The sequence below is a fragment of the Clostridium sp. LBM24168 genome (assembly GCF_052953915.1).
Map to the genome: position 1 here is coordinate 3,031,441 of NZ_CP196861.1, position 22,739 is coordinate 3,054,179.

24 protein-coding genes and 1 riboswitch are annotated in these 22,739 nt (G+C 29.9%); of the genes, 15 read left to right on the plus strand and 9 right to left on the minus strand.

Going from position 1 to position 22,739, the window contains the following annotated elements; all coding sequences use genetic code 11:
* The first annotated feature begins 260 nt into the window (after window positions 1–260).
* Window positions 261–1,325 carry a C40 family peptidase gene (locus ACSVC9_RS15135; RefSeq protein WP_446899875.1) on the plus strand — a complete coding sequence of 355 codons (1,065 nt, stop codon included), beginning with the start codon at window positions 261–263 and terminating at the stop codon, window positions 1,323–1,325.
* 134 nt (window positions 1,326–1,459) lie between these two features.
* Here ACSVC9_RS15135 and ACSVC9_RS15140 read toward each other — a convergent pair whose 3' ends face one another.
* The gene (locus ACSVC9_RS15140; RefSeq protein WP_029161170.1) at window positions 1,460–1,705 is read right to left on the minus strand and encodes an AbrB/MazE/SpoVT family DNA-binding domain-containing protein; all 246 of its coding nucleotides are present in this window, start codon (window positions 1,703–1,705) and stop codon (window positions 1,460–1,462) included.
* Window positions 1,706–1,914: 209 nt separating this feature from the next.
* Between ACSVC9_RS15140 and ACSVC9_RS15145 the strand changes: the two genes are divergently transcribed.
* Window positions 1,915–3,324, plus strand: a complete 1,410-nt coding sequence (locus ACSVC9_RS15145) for an HDIG domain-containing metalloprotein (protein WP_446898235.1) — start codon at window positions 1,915–1,917, stop codon at window positions 3,322–3,324.
* Window positions 3,325–3,455: 131 nt separating this feature from the next.
* Here the strand turns inward: ACSVC9_RS15145 and ACSVC9_RS15150 are convergent, their stop codons facing one another.
* The 3 genes from ACSVC9_RS15150 to ACSVC9_RS15160 are packed head-to-tail and all read right to left on the minus strand — an operon-like array spanning window position 3,456 to window position 5,327.
* Complete coding sequence (locus ACSVC9_RS15150; protein ID WP_446898236.1) at window positions 3,456–4,109, minus strand: DUF1292 domain-containing protein; 654 nt, start codon at window positions 4,107–4,109, stop codon at window positions 3,456–3,458.
* 14 nt (window positions 4,110–4,123) lie between these two features.
* Complete coding sequence (locus ACSVC9_RS15155) at window positions 4,124–4,768, minus strand: PspA/IM30 family protein (protein WP_446898237.1); 645 nt, start codon at window positions 4,766–4,768, stop codon at window positions 4,124–4,126.
* 13 nt (window positions 4,769–4,781) lie between these two features.
* Window positions 4,782–5,327, minus strand: coding sequence for a hypothetical protein (locus ACSVC9_RS15160; protein WP_446898238.1), 546 nt, complete (start codon window positions 5,325–5,327; stop codon window positions 4,782–4,784).
* Window positions 5,328–5,625: 298 nt separating this feature from the next.
* Here ACSVC9_RS15160 and ACSVC9_RS15165 point away from each other — a divergent pair, with 298 nt between their 5' ends.
* Complete coding sequence (locus ACSVC9_RS15165; RefSeq protein WP_446899876.1) at window positions 5,626–6,204, plus strand: DUF1836 domain-containing protein; 579 nt, start codon at window positions 5,626–5,628, stop codon at window positions 6,202–6,204.
* Window positions 6,205–6,210: 6 nt separating this feature from the next.
* Here the strand turns inward: ACSVC9_RS15165 and ispF are convergent, their stop codons facing one another.
* Window positions 6,211–6,690 (minus strand): 2-C-methyl-D-erythritol 2,4-cyclodiphosphate synthase, encoded by a 480-nt coding sequence (ispF, locus tag ACSVC9_RS15170; protein ID WP_446898239.1) that lies wholly within the window; start codon window positions 6,688–6,690, stop codon window positions 6,211–6,213.
* A 51-nt stretch (window positions 6,691–6,741) separates the two neighbouring features.
* Complete coding sequence (locus ACSVC9_RS15175) at window positions 6,742–6,924, minus strand: hypothetical protein (protein WP_446898240.1); 183 nt, start codon at window positions 6,922–6,924, stop codon at window positions 6,742–6,744.
* A 598-nt stretch (window positions 6,925–7,522) separates the two neighbouring features.
* On the opposite strand from ACSVC9_RS15175, the gene ACSVC9_RS15180 reads away from it, so the two are divergent.
* The 4 genes from ACSVC9_RS15180 (at window position 7,523) to metG (ending at window position 12,906) form a co-directional block, all read left to right on the plus strand.
* A complete protein-coding gene (locus tag ACSVC9_RS15180) occupies window positions 7,523–8,422 on the plus strand; it encodes a polysaccharide deacetylase family protein (protein WP_446899877.1) in 900 nt (299 codons plus the stop codon).
* Window positions 8,423–8,462: 40 nt separating this feature from the next.
* Window positions 8,463–9,965, plus strand: coding sequence for a glucosaminidase domain-containing protein (locus ACSVC9_RS15185; protein WP_446898241.1), 1,503 nt, complete (start codon window positions 8,463–8,465; stop codon window positions 9,963–9,965).
* Window positions 9,966–10,063: 98 nt separating this feature from the next.
* Window positions 10,064–10,624 carry a uracil-DNA glycosylase gene (locus tag ACSVC9_RS15190; protein WP_446898242.1) on the plus strand — a complete coding sequence of 187 codons (561 nt, stop codon included), beginning with the start codon at window positions 10,064–10,066 and terminating at the stop codon, window positions 10,622–10,624.
* 344 nt (window positions 10,625–10,968) lie between these two features.
* On the plus strand, window positions 10,969–12,906 hold the full coding sequence (gene metG, locus ACSVC9_RS15195; protein ID WP_446898243.1) for a methionine--tRNA ligase: 1,938 nt from the start codon (window positions 10,969–10,971) through the stop codon (window positions 12,904–12,906).
* Between the two features lie 64 nt (window positions 12,907–12,970).
* On the opposite strand, the gene ACSVC9_RS15200 is transcribed toward metG, so the two are convergent.
* A complete protein-coding gene (locus tag ACSVC9_RS15200) occupies window positions 12,971–14,602 on the minus strand; it encodes an NAD-dependent malic enzyme (protein ID WP_446898244.1) in 1,632 nt (543 codons plus the stop codon).
* 179 nt (window positions 14,603–14,781) lie between these two features.
* Between ACSVC9_RS15200 and ACSVC9_RS15205 the strand changes: the two genes are divergently transcribed.
* From ACSVC9_RS15205 to ACSVC9_RS15240, 8 genes are all read left to right on the plus strand, one after another.
* Complete coding sequence (locus ACSVC9_RS15205) at window positions 14,782–15,558, plus strand: TatD family hydrolase (protein WP_446898245.1); 777 nt, start codon at window positions 14,782–14,784, stop codon at window positions 15,556–15,558.
* 270 nt (window positions 15,559–15,828) lie between these two features.
* Window positions 15,829–16,869, plus strand: a complete 1,041-nt coding sequence (locus tag ACSVC9_RS15210) for a 3D domain-containing protein (protein ID WP_446898246.1) — start codon at window positions 15,829–15,831, stop codon at window positions 16,867–16,869.
* Window positions 16,870–16,923: 54 nt separating this feature from the next.
* Entirely contained in the window at window positions 16,924–17,472 is a 549-nt protein-coding gene (gene rnmV / locus ACSVC9_RS15215) for a ribonuclease M5 (protein ID WP_446898247.1), read from the plus strand.
* A gap of 1 nt (window position 17,473) precedes the next feature.
* Window positions 17,474–18,310, plus strand: coding sequence for a 16S rRNA (adenine(1518)-N(6)/adenine(1519)-N(6))-dimethyltransferase RsmA (gene rsmA, locus ACSVC9_RS15220; RefSeq protein ID WP_446898248.1), 837 nt, complete (start codon window positions 17,474–17,476; stop codon window positions 18,308–18,310).
* Window positions 18,311–18,399: 89 nt separating this feature from the next.
* The gene (locus ACSVC9_RS15225) at window positions 18,400–19,719 is read left to right on the plus strand and encodes a DUF7922 domain-containing protein (protein WP_446899878.1); all 1,320 of its coding nucleotides are present in this window, start codon (window positions 18,400–18,402) and stop codon (window positions 19,717–19,719) included.
* The gene (locus tag ACSVC9_RS15230; RefSeq protein ID WP_446898249.1) at window positions 19,710–20,294 is read left to right on the plus strand and encodes a PsbP-related protein; all 585 of its coding nucleotides are present in this window, start codon (window positions 19,710–19,712) and stop codon (window positions 20,292–20,294) included. The genes ACSVC9_RS15225 and ACSVC9_RS15230 overlap by 10 nt, the downstream gene beginning before the upstream one ends.
* Window positions 20,295–20,411: 117 nt before the next feature.
* The gene (locus ACSVC9_RS15235) at window positions 20,412–21,263 is read left to right on the plus strand and encodes an Mrp/NBP35 family ATP-binding protein (RefSeq protein WP_446898250.1); all 852 of its coding nucleotides are present in this window, start codon (window positions 20,412–20,414) and stop codon (window positions 21,261–21,263) included.
* A gap of 86 nt (window positions 21,264–21,349) precedes the next feature.
* On the plus strand, window positions 21,350–21,541 hold the full coding sequence (locus ACSVC9_RS15240; RefSeq protein WP_446898251.1) for a ferredoxin: 192 nt from the start codon (window positions 21,350–21,352) through the stop codon (window positions 21,539–21,541).
* A 52-nt stretch (window positions 21,542–21,593) separates the two neighbouring features.
* On the opposite strand, the gene thiT is transcribed toward ACSVC9_RS15240, so the two are convergent.
* Both thiT and ACSVC9_RS15250 read right to left on the minus strand, forming a co-directional pair.
* Window positions 21,594–22,238 carry an energy-coupled thiamine transporter ThiT gene (gene thiT / locus ACSVC9_RS15245; RefSeq protein ID WP_446898252.1) on the minus strand — a complete coding sequence of 215 codons (645 nt, stop codon included), beginning with the start codon at window positions 22,236–22,238 and terminating at the stop codon, window positions 21,594–21,596.
* Between the two features lie 82 nt (window positions 22,239–22,320).
* Window positions 22,321–22,418, minus strand: a riboswitch (TPP riboswitch).
* Window positions 22,419–22,445: 27 nt separating this feature from the next.
* The gene (locus ACSVC9_RS15250; RefSeq protein WP_446898253.1) at window positions 22,446–22,637 is read right to left on the minus strand and encodes a hypothetical protein; all 192 of its coding nucleotides are present in this window, start codon (window positions 22,635–22,637) and stop codon (window positions 22,446–22,448) included.
* Window positions 22,638–22,739: the final 102 nt, after the last annotated feature.

Consider the following 22,739-nt stretch of genomic DNA (forward strand, 5'->3'; position numbering starts at 1 on the left):
TATTATATATGATTATACTTGTAGTTTTACACTTGAATTTATAAATGTAGGTCTAATATAATTTAATATTTATTAGATAATTGTAGAATAATAATTTGCAATTTCAAGATTTGTATGTATTGCACGAAAATAAAATGAGCTTCGTTGAAAGTAAGGGAGAAAATACAGGTATTCGTGTTTTCGAATCTTGAAATCAATAATTGTTTGATTTTGCAAACAACTAAATTATTTTATGTAAACAATAGGGAGGTATGGGAATATTGAATAGAAAAACCATATCTGTTGTAATTGCTTTGACATTGGCGTTGTCTACTTGTGGAAATGTTTTAGCATCACCAAGTAGTACAAGCTCTTTAAATGAAGTGAAACAGCAGAAACAGGAACTACAAATTAAGGTCGAGAAATTAGATAATCAAATATCGCAAGTAATAGATCAAATTGAAACTAACAAAAAAGATATTAAAAAGATAAGCAGTAGTATAGAAAAAAATAAACAAAATTTAAACAAAGCAGAAACAGATATAAGTGTTCAGCAGCAATTGTTTAATCAGAGAGCAAGGGCAATGTACATAAATGGAGTGGATAGTTATTTAGGCGTAATATTAAATGCTACCAGTTTAAATGATTTTATATCCAGAATAGATACAGTTAAAAGGGTAATGGGCTCGGATAAGAAAATCATAGGTGATTTAAAAGAAAAAAAGGAACAATTGGCTGCAGAAAAGGAAAAATTGAATAATGAAAATAGTAAATTTTTAGCTCTTAAATCTGATAATGAAAATAAGTTGGCCAAGCTTAATAGTGATAAATCAACTCAAAATAAATTAATAGCGGACTTGAATAAAAAAGAACAAACTCTTGAAGTGGCTTCTGCAAATTCTGAGAATAATTCTTTAGTAGCTGTAGCAGCAAATAATGTTCAGAAAGTAAGAGAGTCAGCTCCTAGGATATCTAGAGGTGGTTCAGCAGCAGCAGCATCCTCAAGTGCGATAGTAGCATATGCATCTAATTTTCTAGGAGTTCCTTATGTCTGGGGAGGAACATCACCATCAGGTTTTGACTGTTCAGGATTAGTTCAGTATGTCTATGCTCATTTTGGGGTTTCACTTCCAAGGACTTCACAGGCCCAACAAGGAGTAGGGACACCTGTATCGAGAGAAAATCTTCAACCTGGCGATCTTGTATTTTTTGGATCACCTGCATATCACGTAGGAATATATGTTGGAAATGGATCATATATTAATGCACCTAAGACAGGTGATGTAGTTAAGATAGCTACAATTAGCAGATCTGATTTTAGCGGTGGAAGAAGAATTCTTAACTAATTTTATGGTATATGAATAATATACATGGTTTTTTATAAATCATGTATATTATAAATTATGCATATTCAAATTAAATTATTACAATAAAAAATGAACTCATTATAAAAATTATTGAGTTCATTTTTGTTGTAGATTTATTTTCCTTCTTTTAATTCATTTAAACAATTTTTGCAAATGTTTTTACCTTTGTAATTTACTACGTCTCTTGCATCGCCACAGAAAATACATGCAGGTTCATATTTTTTTAATATGATCTGCTCACCATCTACGTATATTTCTAAAGCATCTTTTTCAGCGATGTCCAAAGTTCTTCTTAGCTCTATAGGAATTACAATTCTTCCTAGCTCGTCTACTCTTCTTACAACACCAGTTGATTTCATTTGTTTTCCTCCCTTAATTCCATAATTCGACATAACCACAATTAAATAATAGCAAAAATTACATTAAAAGTCAATACAAATTTTGAAAAATAATTTACAAATTTAATGTTAAATGGCATATAGTGTTAAAAGAATGCAATAGAATATATCTTAGATAATTTAAAATACGTCTATATTATGATAAAATAATTATAGAGTAGGTGATAAATATGAGCTATGCAAAACAGTTTATTAAATATTTGAGTGAAGAATCAAAGAAAAGAAAAGAAAATGTATACCTGGTAGGAGGATATATAAGAGATAAATTAGCTAGTTCTAAAATTGAGCCCAGAGATGTAGATTTTATATATGATGGTAATATTGATAGTCTTTTAGAAAGATTGAAAGAATCAGGGTATAAATTTTTCCAGATAAAGAGAGAAAAAAATATATATAGATGTATATTTAAGGATACTATTATAGATATCTCTAAGATGAAAGGAAATAATATAATTGAGGATTTGAACATGAGGGATTTTACTGTGAATGCAATATGCATTAAACTTGGTGAGAATAAAATAATAGATCCTTTTGAAGGTAGAAAAGCATTAAAAAATAGAATAATAAGAGTTGTAAATAGAGATAGTCTTAAAAGTGATCCTGTAAGAATCTTGCGTGCTATAAGACTATATATAAGTTTTGGCATGCACTTTAATGTGGATACTGAAAATATGATTATAAAGTATGCATATAAGTTGAAAGATGTACCAGGAGAAAGAGTGTTTTCTGAATTGATGTCCATAATAGAAAATGATAAGGAAGGAATTGCTTTTGAAATACTAGATACATTTTCTATATTGAAATTTTTAATCCCATATGTAGAGGAATTGAAAACTATAGGAAAATGTAAATATCATATAGAAGATGTGTTTACTCATATAAATTTAACTTATAGAATTTTTAAGGACATTTTAAATAATAGAATAAAAGTAAAGAATTTAAACTTTAAAATATTTGATTATAAAATTGGTGGCTTTAGTTTAAGAGAATATACTGCATTTTCATGTTTTTTACATGATATAGGTAAATATGAAGCATATAAAAAGAAAGATAATAAAATAAGCTTTAGGGAGCATGAAAAAAGAGGGGCAGACATATGTAGAAAATTATGCATTAGTTATAGGGTACCAAAAAAAGTATTAGAATTTATAGAAGCTATTGTGAAAGAACATATGTATCCACTTATACTTTTCAAGAATGGATTTAAAAATAATAAAAGAGAGGAGTTTTACAATTTTTTTTATAGATGCGGTAAATTGTCACAGTACATAATTATAGTATCTTTCTGTGATAATTATGCCACGAGAATACTATTGGATAGAGAAAATGAAAAGGAATACTATAAGGTTTTTATTGAAAGAATGCTTTATGAATACTCAGTTTATTTAGATGTAAAAAGGGAAAAATTTATAGATGGTAATTATATTATGGATGTCTTAGGAATTAAAGGGGAAGCGGTTGGCAGCATAATTGATAATATAGATAAGCTTAGATATTTAAAAGAAATAAATACTAGGGAAGAAGTTATAAATTACATTAAAAAAATAAAAGCTTTAAATATAGATAACTCTAATTATTAACACATATACTTATGCACATTGTGCATAAGTATATGTGTTGGTATTATGATTCTAATAATATCAATATACTAAGTTATGCACAGAAATTGTTAATAACTTAGTATATTCTGTGCATAAGTATGGATAGCTGTCTAATTATCCACACTTTGAAAGGTAGATACTATAAAATCAAATTCATCTGCATCGGTTATTTCTCCATAATTATCTTCTGAAATTCCCGGATAATAATATAATATAAATTTTTCTTTTGTTAAGATATTCTGTATTATTATATACTTTCTATTTAATTCTATGTTTTGAAGGACTGCAATTACGTAATATTTATCATTTTTGTTGGTTTTGTTATTAGTAAGTTCCAAGGTAAAATTATCATGGACTGTGACATTAATTTTTTCCCTGTCACAAGAAATAATATTAGAGTTTTCTTTACATGCAAGACAACTGTCGAATTTACAATCAGATGTACAATTTAAACATTGGCACTTGCTGCATTTTTCTAATTGGTTGAGGGATTCTAAATTATCATGTTTGTAGCCTTTTAGTAGGGATATATATTTATCCCCTTTGAATTTATTAAAGAAGCTACCATGATTAATTTCAGATTCAGTGGATTCAATTAGGTCTATATATTTTTTTAAAGCATTAATTTTTGTTGAATATTTCCGTCTAATCAATATTTTTTTATCTATGAAGGGGGCAATGTTGTCTATAGCATAATTTATTTCTACAAATATTTTTCCATAATGTTCTTTTTCACTGTTTATAAATTCACTGATTTTACTCATAATAACACCATATTCTATTTATATTTTTTTAATTCTTCATCCAAATCAATTTCATTTAATTTTTCAAATTCTTTATCCAATGAATTGGACTCCTTTAAATCTTCAAGTCCCTGGGATATAGCTTCCTTTTTTTGGATATTTCTTTCGATATCATCTAAATCTATAGTATTATTTTTTGAATCTATATTTACTAGAATTTCATTTATCTTTTTACTTGCCTCTGCATTATTATACCTGGCAGCAGCTTCATCTCTATAGGTTCTAGTTTTTTCAATTTCATTTTCTAGTTCTTTAAGTTTTTTCTTTAAGGTTTCAGCTTTAACGCAGGCATCTTTATAACTTGCTTCTAAATTTGTATAAGTTTTGTCTGCTTCCAATTTTCTTTCCAGTGCTTTTTTTGCCAGCTCTTCATTGTTTTTACTAAGGGCTAATTTTACCTTGTCATCAAATTCAGAAGAAGTTTTTTTCGCAATCTCCATCTTTTTTTTAATTTCATGGACATTGCCTAGTATTTGTGCAGATGATAATTTGGCTCTATTTAGACTAGTTTCCATATCTCTTAATTTTTGATCTAAGAGTTCTATTGGATTTTCAATTTCGTCTAAATTGTTGTTGACTTTTGCTCTAAAAATATTTGATACTCGTTTAATTATTCCCATTTGAGGGCCTCCTTTAATATTTTTTTCTAAATTTATTTATTTTATTGATAATAAATATTATTAGTAATACAATAATTATAAATTTAACGAATCCCCAAAAAAATCTTGAGAGAAGACTGACTTGTCCATAATTATTATAACCAGATCCATAACCATTTCCCCATGGAATTGGAATAGGTAATGGAAAAAATGAACGTTTGCTGTTATCGTTGCTATATTTCTTATTGTCATAGGTTTGTTTCTGGGAAGAGTTTGAATTAGATTTTGGTGAATTTGAAAAGTTTCCAGATTTAAAATCTCCTCCAGAACTGCTGCTATTTTTGTTATAGTTACTTTTGTAATTGGATTTAGGAGTTGAAAAACTCCCGGATTTAAAACTCCCTCCCTCAGATTTCGCTATATGAAAAGAACTAGTCTTAACAACTGTCGAAACTGAAGTTTTAGCATATACGATATTGCTGCTAGATGAACTTAATGCAGGAATATTTATTGACAGAAATATAAAAATAAGAAATAAAATTAAAAAATTATTTTTTCTGTTTATTCCAGTCACCCCCATAAAAAAGCTGATTATATCACTGACTTATAGTAGTATTATACAGTATATTATACTATATTACAAGTATTATATTATCTTATTTTAGAATAATATAAACTATTTAATGGCAATTTAGGTAAAGAACTTTGTATAGATTGTCAAGGATATAAGTTTCTGATATTTTTATAACTTTTTTAGAATAGTGTTAATATTTATACCTTGTAAAGTAGTTATAAGTAACTTATAATAATATTATAGGCAAAGTAAATGAATAATCTTATTTTTGGAGGAAATAATCTTGAAAGAAAATAAATTTGATATGGAGTATGTAAAAAAAACAGCTGAAGAAATATCTAAGAGTACGATTGTACCTTATGAAGATCTGCCAAGATATGATTTGTTTTTATCTCAGGTAATAGATTATTTAAATGACAAGTTCTCAGAGGAAAAATATACGAATAATATAGTCCAAAATTATGTTAAAAATGAAGTTATATCAAAGCCTGAACATAGTAAAAAGAGAGGATACACAAAAGTCCATTTAGCTCAATTGGTTTTATTAAGTTACATGAGACCAATATTGTCTACAGAGGAAATAAAGAAAGTATTTAGGTTGGCCTTTAATGAAATAAATGATGATAAGGACGATATAATATCCTGGGAAAAAACTTACAAGATATTTTCAGATATACAGAAGAATAGTTTTCATAATTTGATAGCACAGAATCTTTTTGATGAAAAAAAGTTAAAAGACATGATAAAAGATATGAAATTAAAATCTGGCGAAGAAGAGGAAAGGATAATGGTATTCTTTGTAGTTATATCTTTAATCTGCCAGGCTAGTTCTGTTAAAAAATTGGTTCAAAGTATAGTGGGCAATTATAATAAAAATATATAAAAGTTTTTATTTAGATATTTCATTTAACAAGCATACGCTTTGAGCTGCTATGCCCTCTTTTTTCCCCGTAAATCCGAGACCTTCTTCAGTGGTGGCTTTAATGTTTACTAAATTAATATTAATTTTTAGTGTTTGTGATATAGTTTTCCTCATTTTTTGTATATATGAGGAAAACTTAGGACTTTCTGCGATTATTATAGAATCTATATTTCCTATAGTATATCCTCTTTCAAAAATAAAATTATTTACATAAGACAGCAGTTTTAAACTAGATATATTTTTATACTTTAAATCAGTGTCTGGAAAAAATTTCCCTATATCTCCTAATGATAAAGCACCAAGTATGCTGTCTATTATTGCATGTATAAGTACGTCTGCATCGGAATGCCCTAGAAGTCCTTTTTCATAAGGTATTTTTACACCTCCTATTATAAGAGCTCTGTTTTCTATTAGTTTGTGTACATCATAACCTATTCCTATACGCATTTTTACCCTCCAATTATTTTATATAATAAAAAGGTGCACTTTACAAGCACCTTAAGAGATATACTTTGAATAATTTATTATTTTTTTGTCATTATCGGTATTGTTTAATGTATTTTTATCCGTAGAGCTAAATTTGCTAGTAAATAAAGTTTTTATTAGAGTGAAAATATTGAATTTTTTTGTTTTCCTATTTTTATATTTTACAAAATTGACTTTGATAACGTTATCTTTCATAGCTAGCCCCACCTCTCATAATAGTATCTAATTAAATCATAGCATATCTTGCCTTAATTGTTAACAAAATAGTGTGAAATATTAGGGTAAAAACATGTTAATATAATAAATTTAGTATATCTATTTTTGATAGATTTATACTAAAAATTTAATATTTGATTGAAGGATATAACAGCACAAAATTTAGCTTTATAAATATTGTGCTGTAAGGATAAAAAGGTATATTTTATATAATAAAATATAAGAAAATGATAGTTATATTAAATAAACTCTGCATTACATTAAGGTAATATTAGTTTATGACGAATAAACTATATTTGTTACTATTAATTTATTTTATCCACACGTTGTACACACAACTGTTGATAATGTGTATATTAATTTTATTGGAATTATATAAAGTTTACAAATTAATCTATGTTTCACAAGATATCAACAAGATATTTGTGGATAATGTGTATAACTTTATAATGATGATATTTTCTATTATAAAATTTATTAAATAACTGGAATGTAATTGTTATTGAAGGGCATTATATATTATAATAATATTTAGTTTGAAGTTGTAATTATAATGATATTATATGAAAAGAGTGAAATTATGAATAAAAAGATGTTAATTGTATTTATAATAATATTTATAATATTGTTCAGCACATATAATATTATTAAGTGCAATTTTTTTAAAGCTGTAGATAATAATAAAAAAGTAAGTTCTGAAATAGGTAAAAATAGTAATAAAAACAAGAGCTCAACAAAAAATACACGGATAAGTATTGCTAAAAATAGGGAATTTACTGGTGATGTTATCTATAATAACAGTTTTGTACCTGTTCTTATGTACCATTCAATAGGTTATGAAGAAGGCAATGAATTAAGAATACCAAAGGATAAGTTTGAAAATCATATGGAATATTTAAAAAATGATGGATACACTACTCTTACTATGAATGAATTTTATAATTTTGTAGTTAAGAATAAACCAGTTCCCAGAAAATCCGTCCTTATAACTTTTGATGATGGATATGAAGATAATTATAAAAATGCATATCCGGTATTAAAAAAATTTGGGTTTAATGCTACCATATTTATTATTACCTCAACTGTAAATAAAGATAGTAGTTATTTAAATTCTTCTCAATTGAAGGAAATGAGCAAAAATGGTATAGACATTGAAGGACATACTGTTAATCATGATGATCTCAGTAAATTGGACTATAATGCTCAACTTAAAACATTGAAGGATTCTAAAAATTTCTTAGAAAAGGTTTTGAATGAAGAAGTAAGTTATACAGCGTATCCTTTTGGACATTGGAATAGTAGTACTATAAAAGCTGCTGAAACAGCAGGATACAAATTAGCATTTACTACGGAAAGTGGATGGGCAAATAAAAATCAGGGTATATATAAACTACATAGAGTCTACATGAGTAATAATCATGACATGAATGAGTTTCAAAGAAGATTAACTAATTCTAATTATGATACGTCTAATTAGTAAAGATATTTTATTGCATATTATGGGGGGGGAGAACATTTTGAACAAAAGAATAAAAATATTAATTTCGGTGTTAGTATTTTCTTTTACTCTTACTCAAGGTAATGTAGGAGCAGCTGGTTTACTTGATACTTCAAGAGTGAATATTGATTCCAATAAGGAATGGAAAGTAAAGTTTAACAAGACATTGGATCCTAAAACGGTGAATAATAGCAGTATTATAGTTTTAGATTCAGATAAAAATGAAAAGATACCTGTAAGTGTGACTTTAGGCCAGGATAAACAGACAGTATTTATAAGCCCTAAAACCTCAGGATATGATCCTGGTAAAAAATATACACTTGTTATAGATAAAAATATAAAATCATCGTCACAAACGTCAATGGCTGATTCGGTTAAAATGGATTTTGAAATAGCAAGAACCTATTCAAATGGTACAAGCTATTCTGGATTACCAAGTATTGACTCAATTGAATTTCAGTATTTACCACTTCTTTCATCACAAAAACAAGTATTTATGCTAAATTCTAATAATGGACAAAGTGTGCAGTATAGGATATTTGTAGCTAAAGATAATACTTATAATCAAGGACCATTTGAAGAAATAACAAATGGTTATACAACTCCTGTAGATGGAAAAATAACTGCAGTCAAGTCTTTGAGTGCAGGTACGAATGGACAAAAATACAAAGCTATTATCTATGTTAGAAGATCAGGGGCGACTTCAGGTGCACATGTAGACCTGAATACTGACTATGATAACTATGCAGTGGATTATTTTAGGTGTGTAGATTCCACGGATCCGCAGCTTCAGGATGATAGATATTATAAAGATTATGATATTTCATTAATTGATGCAGTAAATATGGAATTGAAATTATCTCCTGTTTTTGTTGAAACTAGTGTTTTTAATAATGCAGCATCTTTTAATCAAATAAAATACTACATGAATCCAGATAATTTTGTGGATGGATATGGTAAATACCAATTTTTGGAATTGAGTTATTCAGAAGGTATAAACGCCAGTGATCTGAACAAATTTCTTGAAGATAAAAATATTTTTAAAGGGTATGGACAGACGTTTATAGAGGCAGCTAAAGAAAATGACATAAGTGTAAGTTATCTTGTATCCCATGCCATGCTTGAAACAGACAACGGGAAGTCAGATCTTGCAAATGGAGGCAAAAAAGATATCAATGGACATTACATATATGGAACTCCTGTGTATAATTTTTTCGGTATTGGTGCGACGGACGATGATCCAATTGGCAATGGGACTAAAAAGGCATATGATGAGAAATGGTTCACTGTCGAGGATGGCATAAGGGGTGGAGCAAAATGGATAGCTCAAGGATATATAGATAACCCGCAATATAAACAAAATACTATTTATAAGATGAGGTGGAATGTTGAAAATCCAAGTCATCAGTATGCAACTGATATTGCATGGGCTTATAAGCAAATCAGCAATATAATGAAGTCGGTAGAAATGATGTCTTCTTCCAATGAAATTCTGGATTTTGAAATACCTGAGTACAAATAGTAAAAATTTTGTGTAACTGCAGCATAAATTGTATATTTTAATACATGGATGTATAATATATATAAATTCATATATTATATTTGATGGAGTGAATAAAATTGCTTAAGTGGAAAGAACTTTATGAAGAATGTGCAGGCTGTCATAAATGCATATTAAGTAATAATAGGGTTAATATGGTTTTTGGAGATGGCAATCCTAAAGCAAATATCATATTTATAGGTGAAGCCCCAGGCGCCGATGAGGATAGGATTGGACTCCCTTTTGTAGGAAGGGCAGGACAGCTTTTGACAAAATATCTCGAAGAACTTAATCTTTATAGAAAAAGGGATTACTATATATGTAATATATGTAAATGCAGGCCTGAAAAAAATAGGACACCATATGAGGACGAGGCAAAAATGTGTCTGCCCTATGTAAGAAATCAGGTAGCACTTGTAAAACCAAAAATTATAGTGTGTTTGGGTGCTACTGCCATGAGATATGTACTTGGTGTGGATTGGAGGATTACAAGAGACAGGGGCAAATGGGTGGAAAGAAAAGGATTTTATATGACAGCCACCTTTCATCCTTCAGCTATTTTGAGGGATGCGAATAAAAATGAGTTATTTTTGGAAGACTTAAAGAATATAGAAAAAAAATACAGAGAAATTTCTGCATAGATTATGTTGACAAGGTAAATAATATAATCTATTATATTATTAAATGTTATGAAGGAAAGAGTAATGAATCAACAAGTCGAAAGAGAGTCAGTATATAGGTGAAAGCTGGCGGCTGGGTTGTTTTATGAATATGGCTCTGGAGCAGATTGCCTGAAAACTTACTAAGGTGATTCGGTATTACAGACGTTATACTGTAAGGTAATGATAGTTACTTAGTGAGGTTTTTACCGTGAGGTAAAAATAAAATAGAGTGGTAAAGTGTTTAGTTATGCCTCTATATAAAATTTGATTTTATATAGAGGCATTTTTAATTTTAATAGTATTCAATGGAAAGGAAGAACAAAATGAAGAGAAAAACTTATTATATTACAACACCTATTTACTATCCATCAGCAAAACTTCATATAGGAAATACCTATACAACAGTAGCAGCAGACGCACTTGCAAGATTTAAGAGATTGACGGGTTATGATGTTATGCTTTTAACTGGAACCGATGAACATGGACAGAAAATCCAGAGACTGGCAGAAGCTAAGGGTGTTACTCCAAAAGAGTATGTAGATGAAATAGTGAGTGGAATAAAAGAACTCTGGAAAATGATGAATATAAGTTATGACAAGTTTATAAGGACTACTGACAGTTATCATGTTCAAGCGGTTCAAAAAATATTCAAGAAATTATATGATCAAGGAGATATATATAAAAGTGAATATGAAGGCTGGTATTGTACGCCTTGTGAGTCTTTCTGGACGGAAACACAGTTGGTTGATGGAAATTGTCCGGATTGTGGGAGGCCTGTTGAGAAGGCAAAGGAGGAAGCATACTTTTTTAAAATGTCTAAATATGCTCCAAAACTCATAAAATATATTGAAGAACATCCTGAATTTATACAGCCTGAATCCAGAAAGAATGAAATGATAAATAATTTTTTAAAGCCGGGACTTCAGGACCTATGTGTATCAAGAACTTCATTTGATTGGGGAATTCCAGTTACTTTTGATGATAAGCATGTTGTATATGTATGGATAGATGCACTTGCGAATTATATAACTGCACTTGGATATGGAAGCAATAATACGGAAGAGTTTGAAAAATACTGGCCAGCAGATTTACATCTGGTTGGAAAAGATATACTCAGGTTCCATACTATATATTGGCCTATAATGCTTATGGCTCTCGGATTACCAATTCCCAAACAGGTATTTGGACACGGATGGCTTCTGGTAGATGGTGGGAAAATGTCAAAATCCAAAGGAAATGTAGTAGATCCCGTAGTTTTAGTAAATAATTTTGGAACTGATCCTGTACGATATTATCTTCTCAGGGAAATACCATTTGGAGCTGATGGGTTATTCAACAACGAAATATTCATAAACAAAATAAATTCTGATCTTGCCAATGATCTTGGAAATCTTCTCTCCAGGACATGTGCCATGATAGAAAAATATTTTCAGGGTATAATACCAGAGCCTCTTGAAGAAAATCCTGTAGATAAGGAGCTTAAAAACCTGGCAGTGAAGGTTCCTGAAAAGGTAGAAAATAACATGAATTTGCTTAGAATACCAGAGGCTTTGGACAGTATATGGGAACTTATAGGAAGATCAAATAAATATATTGATGAAACTATGCCATGGATACTGGCAAGAGATGAAAACAAGAGAAAAAGGCTTGGAACAGTGCTTTATAATCTTGCGGAAAGTATAAGGATAGTTTCTGTCTGTATTTCTTCGTTCTTGCCATATACTAGTAAGAATATAAATGAACAATTGAATATCGGATCTGTATCCTGGGATAGTATAAAGCATTTTGGAGAAACAAAATCTGGAACAAAGATAAATAGAGGGAATCCACTATTTCCTAGGATAGATGTAGATAAAAAGATAGAAGAATTAAATAGGTTGAAGAAACATCAGAAAAAAACATGTAGAGATGTCAATACAATTCCAATAAAGGATGAAATAAGTATAGATGACTTTGACAAACTGGATTTAAGAATAGCTAAAGTCATCAAGTGTGATTCTATAAAAGGTTCAAATAAACTTCTTAAATTTAAGGTTGATTTGGGTGGTGAAGAGAGGCAGATAGTTTCTGGAGTTGCCAAATATTATAAACCGCAGGATCTTGTAGGAAAATTTGTTATAGTAGTTGCAAATTTAAAACCTATAAAGCTAAAGGGTGAAATTTCACAGGGTATGATTCTTTCAGCTGCATCTGATGATGAAAGTAAATTATTTACTGCTACTATATCCGGAGAGCTGGATACAGGAAGTGTTGTAAGATAAAAGTATCAAATTCATGTAAAAAGGGTTCAGCTAAGAACCCTTTTTACACTTATAAAACTAAATTTTATTCATACATAGGTTCCCAGATTTCTTTTTCTACCGCTTCTCTGGCATCATTTATTGGATTACGGTTTATGCCTTCTTTGACAGCTTCTTCTACAACGGCAATTGCTACAAGTTTTGAAGCTTCTCTGAGCTTTTCTACAGGCGGTAGAATAGGAGAACCGGGTTTGGAAAGATCTTGAAGAGAAGCAATTCCATGTGCAGCAGCAGACAACATACCGTCTGTAACTATTTTTGATTTGGCAACTATTATTCCAAGACCAAGTCCAGGATAAAGCAGTGCGTTGTTGGCCTGACCTATTGTATAAGTAATTCCTCTGTATTTTACAGGATCAGATGGACTTCCTGTAACCACCAATGCCCTGCCATTACTCCATTTTATCATGTCCTCTGCAGTTGCCTCACAGAGCTTTGTAGGATTTGAAATAGGCATAATGGCAGGACTTTCATTGATTTTAGCCATAGCATTTACAACCTGTTCAGTAAATGCTCCGTGTACTCCTGAAGTTCCAATTATTACAGTAGGTTTAATTTTTTTAACTATTTCAACCAGGTCAGTTAATGATTCTTTGAATTCATTTTTTGATCTGGCATATCTTTTCTGGCCTTCTGTAAGATTGTTCATATCTTCAATTAACAATCCCTGACGATCTACAAGATAAAAATGTTTTTTAGCTTCTTCTTCTGACAAACCGGATCGAACTTTTTCAATTAATATTTGATCGGATACACCTACACCAGCTGTACCGCCCCCAAATACCAATATTTTATGATCTTTTACGGGTATTTTAGTAATTTTAGCTATGGCATTCATTGCCGATACCATCATTACTCCAGTGCCTTGGATATCATCATTGAAAGTGCATATATTTGATCTGTATTTTTCAAGTATTTTTCTGGCATTTTTGCGTCCAAAGTCTTCCCAGTGTATAAGAACTTCAGGGAAAAGTTCAATACATATTTTTACAAATTTATCTATAAAATTGTAGTATTTTTCTCCCTGAATTCTTTTATGTCTTGCTCCAAGATACACTGAATCATTTAAAAGTTTTTCATTATTGGTTCCGGCATCTATTACTACAGGCAAAACATTTTGAGGATTGATACCTGCTGCAACAGTATAAACGGCCAGTTTCCCAATTGAGATATCTACTCCTTGTATGCCCCAGTCACCTATTCCAAGAACTCCTTCTCCATCGGTTACAACAATCAATTTTATTTCATCTAAGTCATTTAAAGATGATATAATGGATTTTTTTATATTTTCCGGATGGTCTACAGAGAGAAATACTGCATCCTTGGGAGTATTATAATTTTTAGAATAATTTATTACGGCATCTCCTATGGTTGGAGTGTAGATTATTGGTAGGAATTCAGCAATGTGCTTTCCAATCAGATAATAAAATAAAGTTCGATTTGTGTCATATATATTCATGAGATAAAGATGTTTTTCAAGATTATTGTCAAAATTTTTAGATCTGTTATAGGCCAAGTTTTCCTGCTCATCTATTGTCCTGAATGAATTTGGTATAAGTCCAGTAAGTTCATATTTAGTCCTATCCTCCATTGTAAAGGCAGTTCCCTTGTTTAAAAATGGATTTCTTAATAGTGCCTGGCCTTTTAGACTAGTCATTTGTAAAAACACTCCTTTGTATTTTGAATTAATACTATAATATAATTTTTGATAAACTCAAGAAACCTGCTTTAAAGTATATAAACAAGTATACTATATTTATGAATGAAATTAAAACTGTATTAAGCTATAATGATATTTATATTATTAAACAATTATTTATGGAAGGAGAGTTTGATATGGAATTTAACATATTTGATGCACATGCTCATTATGATGATGGGGAATTTGACGGGGATAGAGATGAAATTATAAAACAGCTTAAAGAAAATGGAATTGTAGGAGTGCTGAATTGTGGTTCATCAATAATAGGGGCAAAATATTCTGTAGATCTTGCCAATAAATATGATATTTTTTATGCGGCAGTAGGAATACATCCAGAGTTTTCAAATGAATTTTCGGAATCTGTTTCAAATGAAATTATAAATTTAGCTGAAAATCCAAAGGTCATGGCAATTGGAGAAATTGGACTGGATTATTACTATAAAGAAAACCCTCCTGTAGATGTACAGAAGAAAGTTTTTGTAAAACAAATGGAAATCGCACAAAAGTTGAAGCTACCTGTAATTATACATGATAGAGAAGCCCATGGAGATACGTTAGATATAATAAAAAGTTTTAATGATGTAAAGGGGGAAATACATTGTTTCTCTGGAAGTGTTGAATTTGCAAAAGAATGTCTTAAACTAGGATATTATATAGGATTTACAGGTGTTGTTACCTTTAAAAATGCAAGAAAGATAATTGAAGTGGCAAAAGAAGTTCCATTGGATAGAATACTTGTGGAAACAGATTGTCCATATATGGCACCAGTTCCACTTAGAGGCAGTAGAAATAGATCGGAGTATATAGAATTTATTATAAAAAAAATAGCTGAGATAAAAAATATAGACAGTAAGAAATTGAGTAATATAACTATTTCAAATATTAAAAACTTGCTTAATTTAAAAAAATAGTGTAAAATGGTAAGAAAAATTTATTTAGTAATAAATACAAACTTAAAGCATAGTCTTATAATAGAATAATTTTATAATCTATGCTAGTTTTCACTTGTTAAATATCTATGGGTATCTGCTATGCAATAATTTTGGAATCATAAATAATTATCTTATTATTTTTATTATGCATAGGATGCATTTAGCAGTTAAGTTTGAGTGATTATTTGACATAAATAAATGTTATGTTTATAATGTTGTATGTCGCTCTACCCAGAGGAGGTATTTTTTATGGTGGAAAAGTTAAAGTCATACGTAAACAAATATTTTTCCAATGGTCCTAGAACAGCATCAGTTATTATAACTGTATTAGCGGTAATTTTGATTGCAGTGGTTTTTAGTATGAGAAAAACAGTAATAATTTCAGTAGACGGTAGTGATAAAAAGATAGCCACATTTAGTAATACTTATGTAGAGGTATTGAATGATAATAAAATTAAAGTAGGACCTAAGGATAAGGTAACACCTAGTCTAAATAGTAAAATTTATGATAATGGAAAGCTGTCCATTAAAAAAGCAGTTAAGGTGGATGTTCAGGTTGATGGAAAGAAACTCACATTGAATTCTGCCGAAGATAATATATTTGACATGCTAAGATCAGAAAAAGTTAAGTTAAATAATTTGGATAGAGTTTCTCCAATTGGGGATACTAAATTAAAAAATGGATTAAAAGTGGTTGTGACTAGGGTTGAAAGTAAAGACATAAAAGAAATTAACCCAATAAAATATGAGACGATTATTAGAAATGATCAAAGTATGAAGAGAGGAAGTAAGAAAATTCTGCAAGAAGGACAAAATGGTGAAAATGAGACTGTGACTAGAATTATATATGAAAATGGGAAAGAAATCTCTAGGAGGATAGTAAGTCAAATAGTTAAAAGACATCCAGTGCAGAAAGTTGTTGCTATTGGAACAATGTCAAATTATGCTCTTTCAAGAGGTGGAAACTTTTCTTATGCCAGATCATTTAAAATGAGAGCTACTGCATATACTGCAGATTATATTAGTACAGGTAAAAGACCTGGAGATCCAGGATTTGGCATAACAGCTACAGGCACTATGGCAAGAAGAACTAGTTATAGTAGTTCAGTAGCAGTTGATCCTAGAGTAATACCATTAGGTACAAAACTTTATATAGATGGATATGGATATGCTATAGCAGAGGATACCGGTGGTGCCATTAAGGGAAATAGGATAGATTTGTTCTTTAATTCTAACTCGGAGGCAAATAACTGGGGAGTAAAATGGGTTAATGTGTATGTCGCTGAGTAGGAGCTTTTTGCTCCTATTTTTTTCATTCTAATTTTTATGGAGGATTTTTTTGATATGATTAAGGAAGTTATAGTAGTTGAGGGTAGAGATGATATAACTGCTGTAAAGAAGGCAGTTGATGCTGAATTGATAGCAGTAGGTGGTTTTGGAATAAATAAAGGAATTATTGATAAAATAAAAGAGGCACAAAAGAGACAAGGTGTAATAATATTGACAGATCCTGATTTTGCCGGGGAAAAAATTAGAAAAATCATTTCAAAAAGGGTAAAGAATATAAAACATGCCTATATATCACAAAAAGATGGTACTAAAGATGGAGACATAGGTGTGGAGAATGCTTCACCCGAGATTATAAGAAGGGCACTTAAGAATGCTAAATATGAAGAAAAAGAACAAAGAAATGAATTTAATATAGATGATATGATTTTTTTTGGACTTACAGGGGGTAGAAGATCAAAAGAAAAGAGGAATATACTTGGTAAGGAACTTGGCATAGGATATGCCAATACTTCACAGTTCTTAAAGAGATTAAATAATTATGGAATTACAAAGGATGAATTTAGAGAGGCTATAAATAGGATGAACAAACGTAGGGAGATATGATATGGAGAATTTTTCTGCAAAAGACATTGTTAATAAATATGGATTTAGATTTTCAAAGAACTTAGGACAAAATTTCTTAATAGATGATTCAGTGTTGGATGATATATTGAATAGTTCGGAAGTATCAAGTAGAGATCTGATTATAGAGATAGGACCTGGAGTAGGTACACTTACAAGGAGACTATTAAAAATAGCAGATAAAGTATGTGCTATAGAACTGGATTCAAAGTTAATTCCAATTTTAAAAGAAGAACTAAAGGATTTTCCCAATTTTGAATTAATACATGGAGATGCCCTAAAAATAGACTACTCCAAATTAATAGAAAATCATAGTAACGTAAAATTCGTAGCTAATTTACCTTATTATATTACTACACCTATTATATCAAAAATTTTAAATAATAATATTGAGTTTGATTCTCTGACAGTGATGATTCAAAAAGAAGTTGGAGAAAGGATAGCAGCAAAACCAAACTGTAAGGAATATGGAGCCATATCTGTTTTGGTACAGTATTATTGTGATGTACATATTATTAGGAAAGTGAGCCCTGCTTCTTTTATTCCAAGGCCAAAGGTTGATTCTGTTGTAATAAAATTAAAGAAGCTCCATGAATCAAAAATAAAAGTAAAAGACAGGACTTTATTTTTTAAAGTAGTAAGATTATCTTTTAATATGAGGAGAAAAACTCTATGGAATGCTTTAAAGCCGATGAAAATTTCAAAGGTAGATATGGAATCTGTATTTAAGATTTCAGGTATTGATCAAAAGCGCAGAGGAGAGACACTTTCACTTGAAGAATTTGGGAAATTATCTGATTGTATATATGAATTATCGTAATTAATTATACTAAATAAAAAGTAATTGTTCACTTTTTGAAAGTTACCTCATATATTATAATGAATAAAATATATGGAGGTATGGAAAAATTGGCACAAAAAAAGAGTTATAGTAGATACTTTATAATATTGCAGGAAGACGAAAAGGGATACTCTTTAGCTTCTGATAAAATAGCCTCGGGATATGCCAAATTGGAAACTAAAAATGATAAATGTAAGATATCCTATTATGTACAGAATTTAAAAAAGGATAAAACCCCTTACTACATGATACTTATATGTAATAAAAAAGATACAAAAAAAATGATCAATATCGGTGAAATGAACATAGACGATTATGGCAGAGCGGATATAAGTTATGAATATCCAGTAAATAATATATCTAATAGTGATATATCTATAGATAAAGTATCTGGAGCGGCAGTTGCCAGAATCTTGGATAATAATATAATATCTGTCATGAGTGGTTTTGCAAGTATGGAAGTTCCTGAATGGAAATCTTTTGATATCATAAAGGATAAAGCTAAGATTAACAGTAAACCAAAATCTAAACAGAATCAATCCATTACAGATAAAAAAGATGATAAGAAGGGAAAAGAATCTGAAAACAAGAGCATATTTGATAAGTACGAAGAGAATATAGAAGCTAAAAAGAGCAAGGATAAAGAACCTAAAAGTAATACTGAACCGGACAATACAAAAGATGCTGAAAAGAAAAATGAATTAAATAAAGAAAAAAAGGCTCAGGACACTAATAAAGATAATAATAGTAATGGTCTAAAACAAAAGTCAGAACAGCTGACAAATAAGATATCTGATCTTGTAGAAAATAAAGACAAAGAAGAATTAAAAAGAATTAGGAATGAACACAGCAATAAAGATATAGATGTTAATGAGGCTAAAGAATTTGAGGATGAAGATGAAATATATGTAGATAATTCATCTATGGAATTTCAGAAAAATTATAGAGTACATGGAAAAGAAGCTAAAGACAATTTTTTTGAGGATCTGATAGAAGGATTTAAAGAAACCTCGAATATAAGTAAGGAGTTAAAAAGATGCAAATGGTATAAGGTACCTGCAAGGTCTATACAAGATATGCAGGATGTGACTAATTATAATAAGTATACATTTGTTTATTATCCTATGACAGCCTATTATAATTATATAGAAAATTATTATCATTTCTTGATTGGATATAAGTATGATAAAAATAAAAATGTAAAATATATAATTTATGGAATACCGGGTACAAAAAATAAGGAAGAGCAACCTTATGGGGGTAGATCTGGCTTTGTAACATGGATTCCTCAAAAAGGTAAAAATAAGTTGGGATACTGGCTTATGTTTTATGACTTTAGAACAGGAACTGTTGATATCCCAGTAAAAGATGACAGTATATGCAGATAGTAACAATAAATAGAAAAAAATTAGGAATTACAATTATTTTAATAGGAATTATGATTTTAATTCTGGGGTTTGCAAAGGGTTTTGAGAGCAGATTGAAGTTTACATCCTTAATTCAAAATGATGTGAATTCTCTATCTGAATATACAGAATTAAATGGTAGGATAAAATATAAGCTCCCATCTGAATGGCAGGTTAGAAAACAGAATATGTTTGGAGATGAGATATTATGCCATACTGACTTTGAAAGTAAGGATGATAAAATAAGAGGATTTTTCCAAGTATGGAAGTTAAATGGAGATTTAAAGACATTTTTAAAAAACAGTAAAATAATATCTGATAAACAAAATCTATATAAATATTACTCCTTAAAAAATATAGATTTAGATAAAAGAAAAGGGTATCTACTTAAATATGATATTACAAAATCAGTTGGGGGCAGTTATATAGGAGAAGAATATTTTATAAAAAACGGTGATGAGTTTTATAGGTTTTCTTTCTTTGTGAAAGAAGAAGATTTTAAGGAAAATATGTCTGATATTTTTAAAACTGTGGTGAAGACTTTAAAATACAATTAAACTGCCTTCCTTTCAAGTTTATTTATTGAAAGGGAACTTTTTTTATTTTAGAATATGCTATAATGTTTATTAGGATTTTTAAGGTATAATATATTCATGAAGGGAAGTAGTAGGAAAATGAGTAATTGTGATGATTGTCCAGGCAATTCAAATTGCAATGTAGATAATAAAAATAAATGTTCGAAGATGGTCCCAAAGTTTGGTCATATCAAGCATATAATAGGAATTATGAGTGGAAAAGGAGGAGTCGGAAAATCAACTGTTACAGGATCACTTGCGATAAAGTTGAGATACAAGGGATATAAGGTAGGCGTTCTGGATGGGGATATAACAGGACCATCCATGCCGCGATTTTTTGGAATAAATGAGGAAAGGGCAAAGATAATTACTACAAATAATAGCCAGGATGTAAAGTTTTCTACTGTGAATACACATTTGGGAATTGAGGTCATATCATTAAATCTCTTAACTGAAAAAGAAGAACAGCCGGTTATATGGAGGGGACCTGTAATTACAGGTGTATTAACGCAGATGTATTCTGACACAGAATGGGGCGATCTAGATTATCTTCTTATAGATATGCCGCCGGGAACAGGAGATGTAGCACTTACTATAATGCAGGATATACCTTTGGATGGAATTGTAATTGTATCAACTCCACAGGATATGGTGTCAATGATAGTTAAAAAGGTTGTTATAATGGCTGAAAAGATGAATATAAATATAATTGGAGCGGTGGAAAATATGTCATATGTAAAATGCAGAAACTGTAATGAAAAAATAAGACTATTTAGTGAAAAATCTGCTAGTGAACAGGCTGCATATTTGGGATTACCACTTCTTGATGAAATACCCATGGATTTAGAACTTGTAAGTAAAATGGAAGAAGGAAAAGTTGAACAGTACATATCTAAATCTCCAGATTATAATAATTTAGTTGATAATTTTATGACCAGATTGAAAATATAGAATTAAATTTTGTGAATATATGTATATTCTTAATAAAATTAACAAACAATTATATTGTTAATTTTATTAAGAAAGCGGTGAATGTTATGAAGGCAGTAGTGGATAAAGATCTCTGTATAGGTTGTGGTATGTGCCCTAGTGCATGCCCAGAGGTCTTCACAATGGAAGACGATGGAAAAGCTGGAACTTTGGTAAGTGAAGTGCCCGGTACTTCAGAGGATTCAGCAGAGGATGCAAGAGATGGATGTCCTGTAAGTGCAATATCCATAGAAGAATAATTTTATAGAGTAGTTTTAAAAGCTGTGCAAAATTTGCACAGCTTTTAAAATTCTATTTATTAATAGAATTATGAAAAGTTTTCTTCTTTAAAATAGATTCCAGCTGTCTAAAGGGAAGTGCAGCTATTATGACTATACATATAATTCCTTCTATTAGCATAAAGCTTCCGTTTAATGATATTGAATATATTACAGGAGACATTCCTTTTGGAGCAAAGCTTCCAAAAAATAAAACTCCGGATATAAAATGACATATGAACCGCATAAATATCGCGGCTGCTGTACCTAGCAGTTTGTGATTACTAAAATAACCGGCTATGCCAAGTGCCATAAAAGGAAGTGGATAATCAAATAAAACTTGTACGGGCTGAAGTATGTAAGGATCAAGAATTAAAGTTATAATTCCATATAGGAACCCCGTTAAAAAGCCTACTTCAGGTCCATATAGAAATGCCATAAGCAATATAGGCACCATGCTACCAAGGGTTATACTTCCTCCCTGGGGGAAATGATATATTCTAAATATTTTAAGTATAGTAGCGAGAGCCAAAGCAATACCTATCTGGGTTATAAGTTGGGTTGAAAAACATATCTTTTTCACTTTAGCAATAAATATAATAATGGCAATTAGAGCTATAAGTGCAAATAGAGAACTTGGATGTGAACTTATTTCTGTAAGATTTTTTAATAGAAACATAATAAAAGATACCTCCTTAAACATATGCTTTGAGGTACCTAAAAAGTAAAATCCAACTTTTATAAAATATAATAAGAATATATTAAATATAAATTAGCTTCCCTACGCTGGTATTATCCAGATCAGGTAAAGGGTTAATAAAATATTTCTCAGCTTTAAAAAGCACCCCTAGCATTAATATAATTATAGTATATAAATACATATAATTCAACAAATAGGAGGTGTTGATATATTTATAAAACTTTTTCCTGTCATTTTCATTTGAGATGGTTCTATATCTATTTTATCGCCTATTTTGCAGTTGTAAGGTAATTGTGATATCGCAATACTTAGTGTTGTTCCATCTATTAAAGCTATAACAGCTTCTGTAGAGGTTGCTTCTATTATTTTACCTTTCATTGTTTCTCTCCTCATAATAAAAGATATTTTTAATTAATTGATTAATGTAGTATAATAATTTAGCATGTTTAAAAATCTTTGGATATAATTATTTTGTGAAAT

What these genes read in the sequence shown, in the direction of transcription:
- ACSVC9_RS15150 (WP_446898236.1), bottom strand. Translation starts at nt 4,109, where the DNA reads ATGAGTAAAATCAGTGAATTTATAAACAGTGAAAAAGAACATTATGGA.
- rsmA (WP_446898248.1), top strand. Translation starts at nt 17,474, where the DNA reads ATGGAGAATTTTTCTGCAAAAGACATTGTTAATAAATATGGATTTAGA.
- ACSVC9_RS15205 (WP_446898245.1), top strand. Translation starts at nt 14,782, where the DNA reads ATGGAATTTAACATATTTGATGCACATGCTCATTATGATGATGGGGAA.
- ACSVC9_RS15175 (WP_446898240.1), bottom strand. Translation starts at nt 6,924, where the DNA reads ATGAAAGATAACGTTATCAAAGTCAATTTTGTAAAATATAAAAATAGG.
- metG (WP_446898243.1), top strand. Translation starts at nt 10,969, where the DNA reads ATGAAGAGAAAAACTTATTATATTACAACACCTATTTACTATCCATCA.
- ACSVC9_RS15230 (WP_446898249.1), top strand. Translation starts at nt 19,710, where the DNA reads ATGCAGATAGTAACAATAAATAGAAAAAAATTAGGAATTACAATTATT.
- ACSVC9_RS15165 (WP_446899876.1), top strand. Translation starts at nt 5,626, where the DNA reads ATGGAGTATGTAAAAAAAACAGCTGAAGAAATATCTAAGAGTACGATT.
- ACSVC9_RS15235 (WP_446898250.1), top strand. Translation starts at nt 20,412, where the DNA reads ATGAGTAATTGTGATGATTGTCCAGGCAATTCAAATTGCAATGTAGAT.
- rnmV (WP_446898247.1), top strand. Translation starts at nt 16,924, where the DNA reads ATGATTAAGGAAGTTATAGTAGTTGAGGGTAGAGATGATATAACTGCT.
- ACSVC9_RS15240 (WP_446898251.1), top strand. Translation starts at nt 21,350, where the DNA reads ATGAAGGCAGTAGTGGATAAAGATCTCTGTATAGGTTGTGGTATGTGC.
- ACSVC9_RS15160 (WP_446898238.1), bottom strand. Translation starts at nt 5,327, where the DNA reads ATGGGGGTGACTGGAATAAACAGAAAAAATAATTTTTTAATTTTATTT.
- ACSVC9_RS15140 (WP_029161170.1), bottom strand. Translation starts at nt 1,705, where the DNA reads ATGAAATCAACTGGTGTTGTAAGAAGAGTAGACGAGCTAGGAAGAATT.
- ACSVC9_RS15210 (WP_446898246.1), top strand. Translation starts at nt 15,829, where the DNA reads ATGGTGGAAAAGTTAAAGTCATACGTAAACAAATATTTTTCCAATGGT.
- ACSVC9_RS15145 (WP_446898235.1), top strand. Translation starts at nt 1,915, where the DNA reads ATGAGCTATGCAAAACAGTTTATTAAATATTTGAGTGAAGAATCAAAG.
- ACSVC9_RS15200 (WP_446898244.1), bottom strand. Translation starts at nt 14,602, where the DNA reads ATGACTAGTCTAAAAGGCCAGGCACTATTAAGAAATCCATTTTTAAAC.
- thiT (WP_446898252.1), bottom strand. Translation starts at nt 22,238, where the DNA reads ATGTTTCTATTAAAAAATCTTACAGAAATAAGTTCACATCCAAGTTCT.
- ACSVC9_RS15250 (WP_446898253.1), bottom strand. Translation starts at nt 22,637, where the DNA reads ATGAAAGGTAAAATAATAGAAGCAACCTCTACAGAAGCTGTTATAGCT.
- ACSVC9_RS15155 (WP_446898237.1), bottom strand. Translation starts at nt 4,768, where the DNA reads ATGGGAATAATTAAACGAGTATCAAATATTTTTAGAGCAAAAGTCAAC.
- ispF (WP_446898239.1), bottom strand. Translation starts at nt 6,690, where the DNA reads ATGCGTATAGGAATAGGTTATGATGTACACAAACTAATAGAAAACAGA.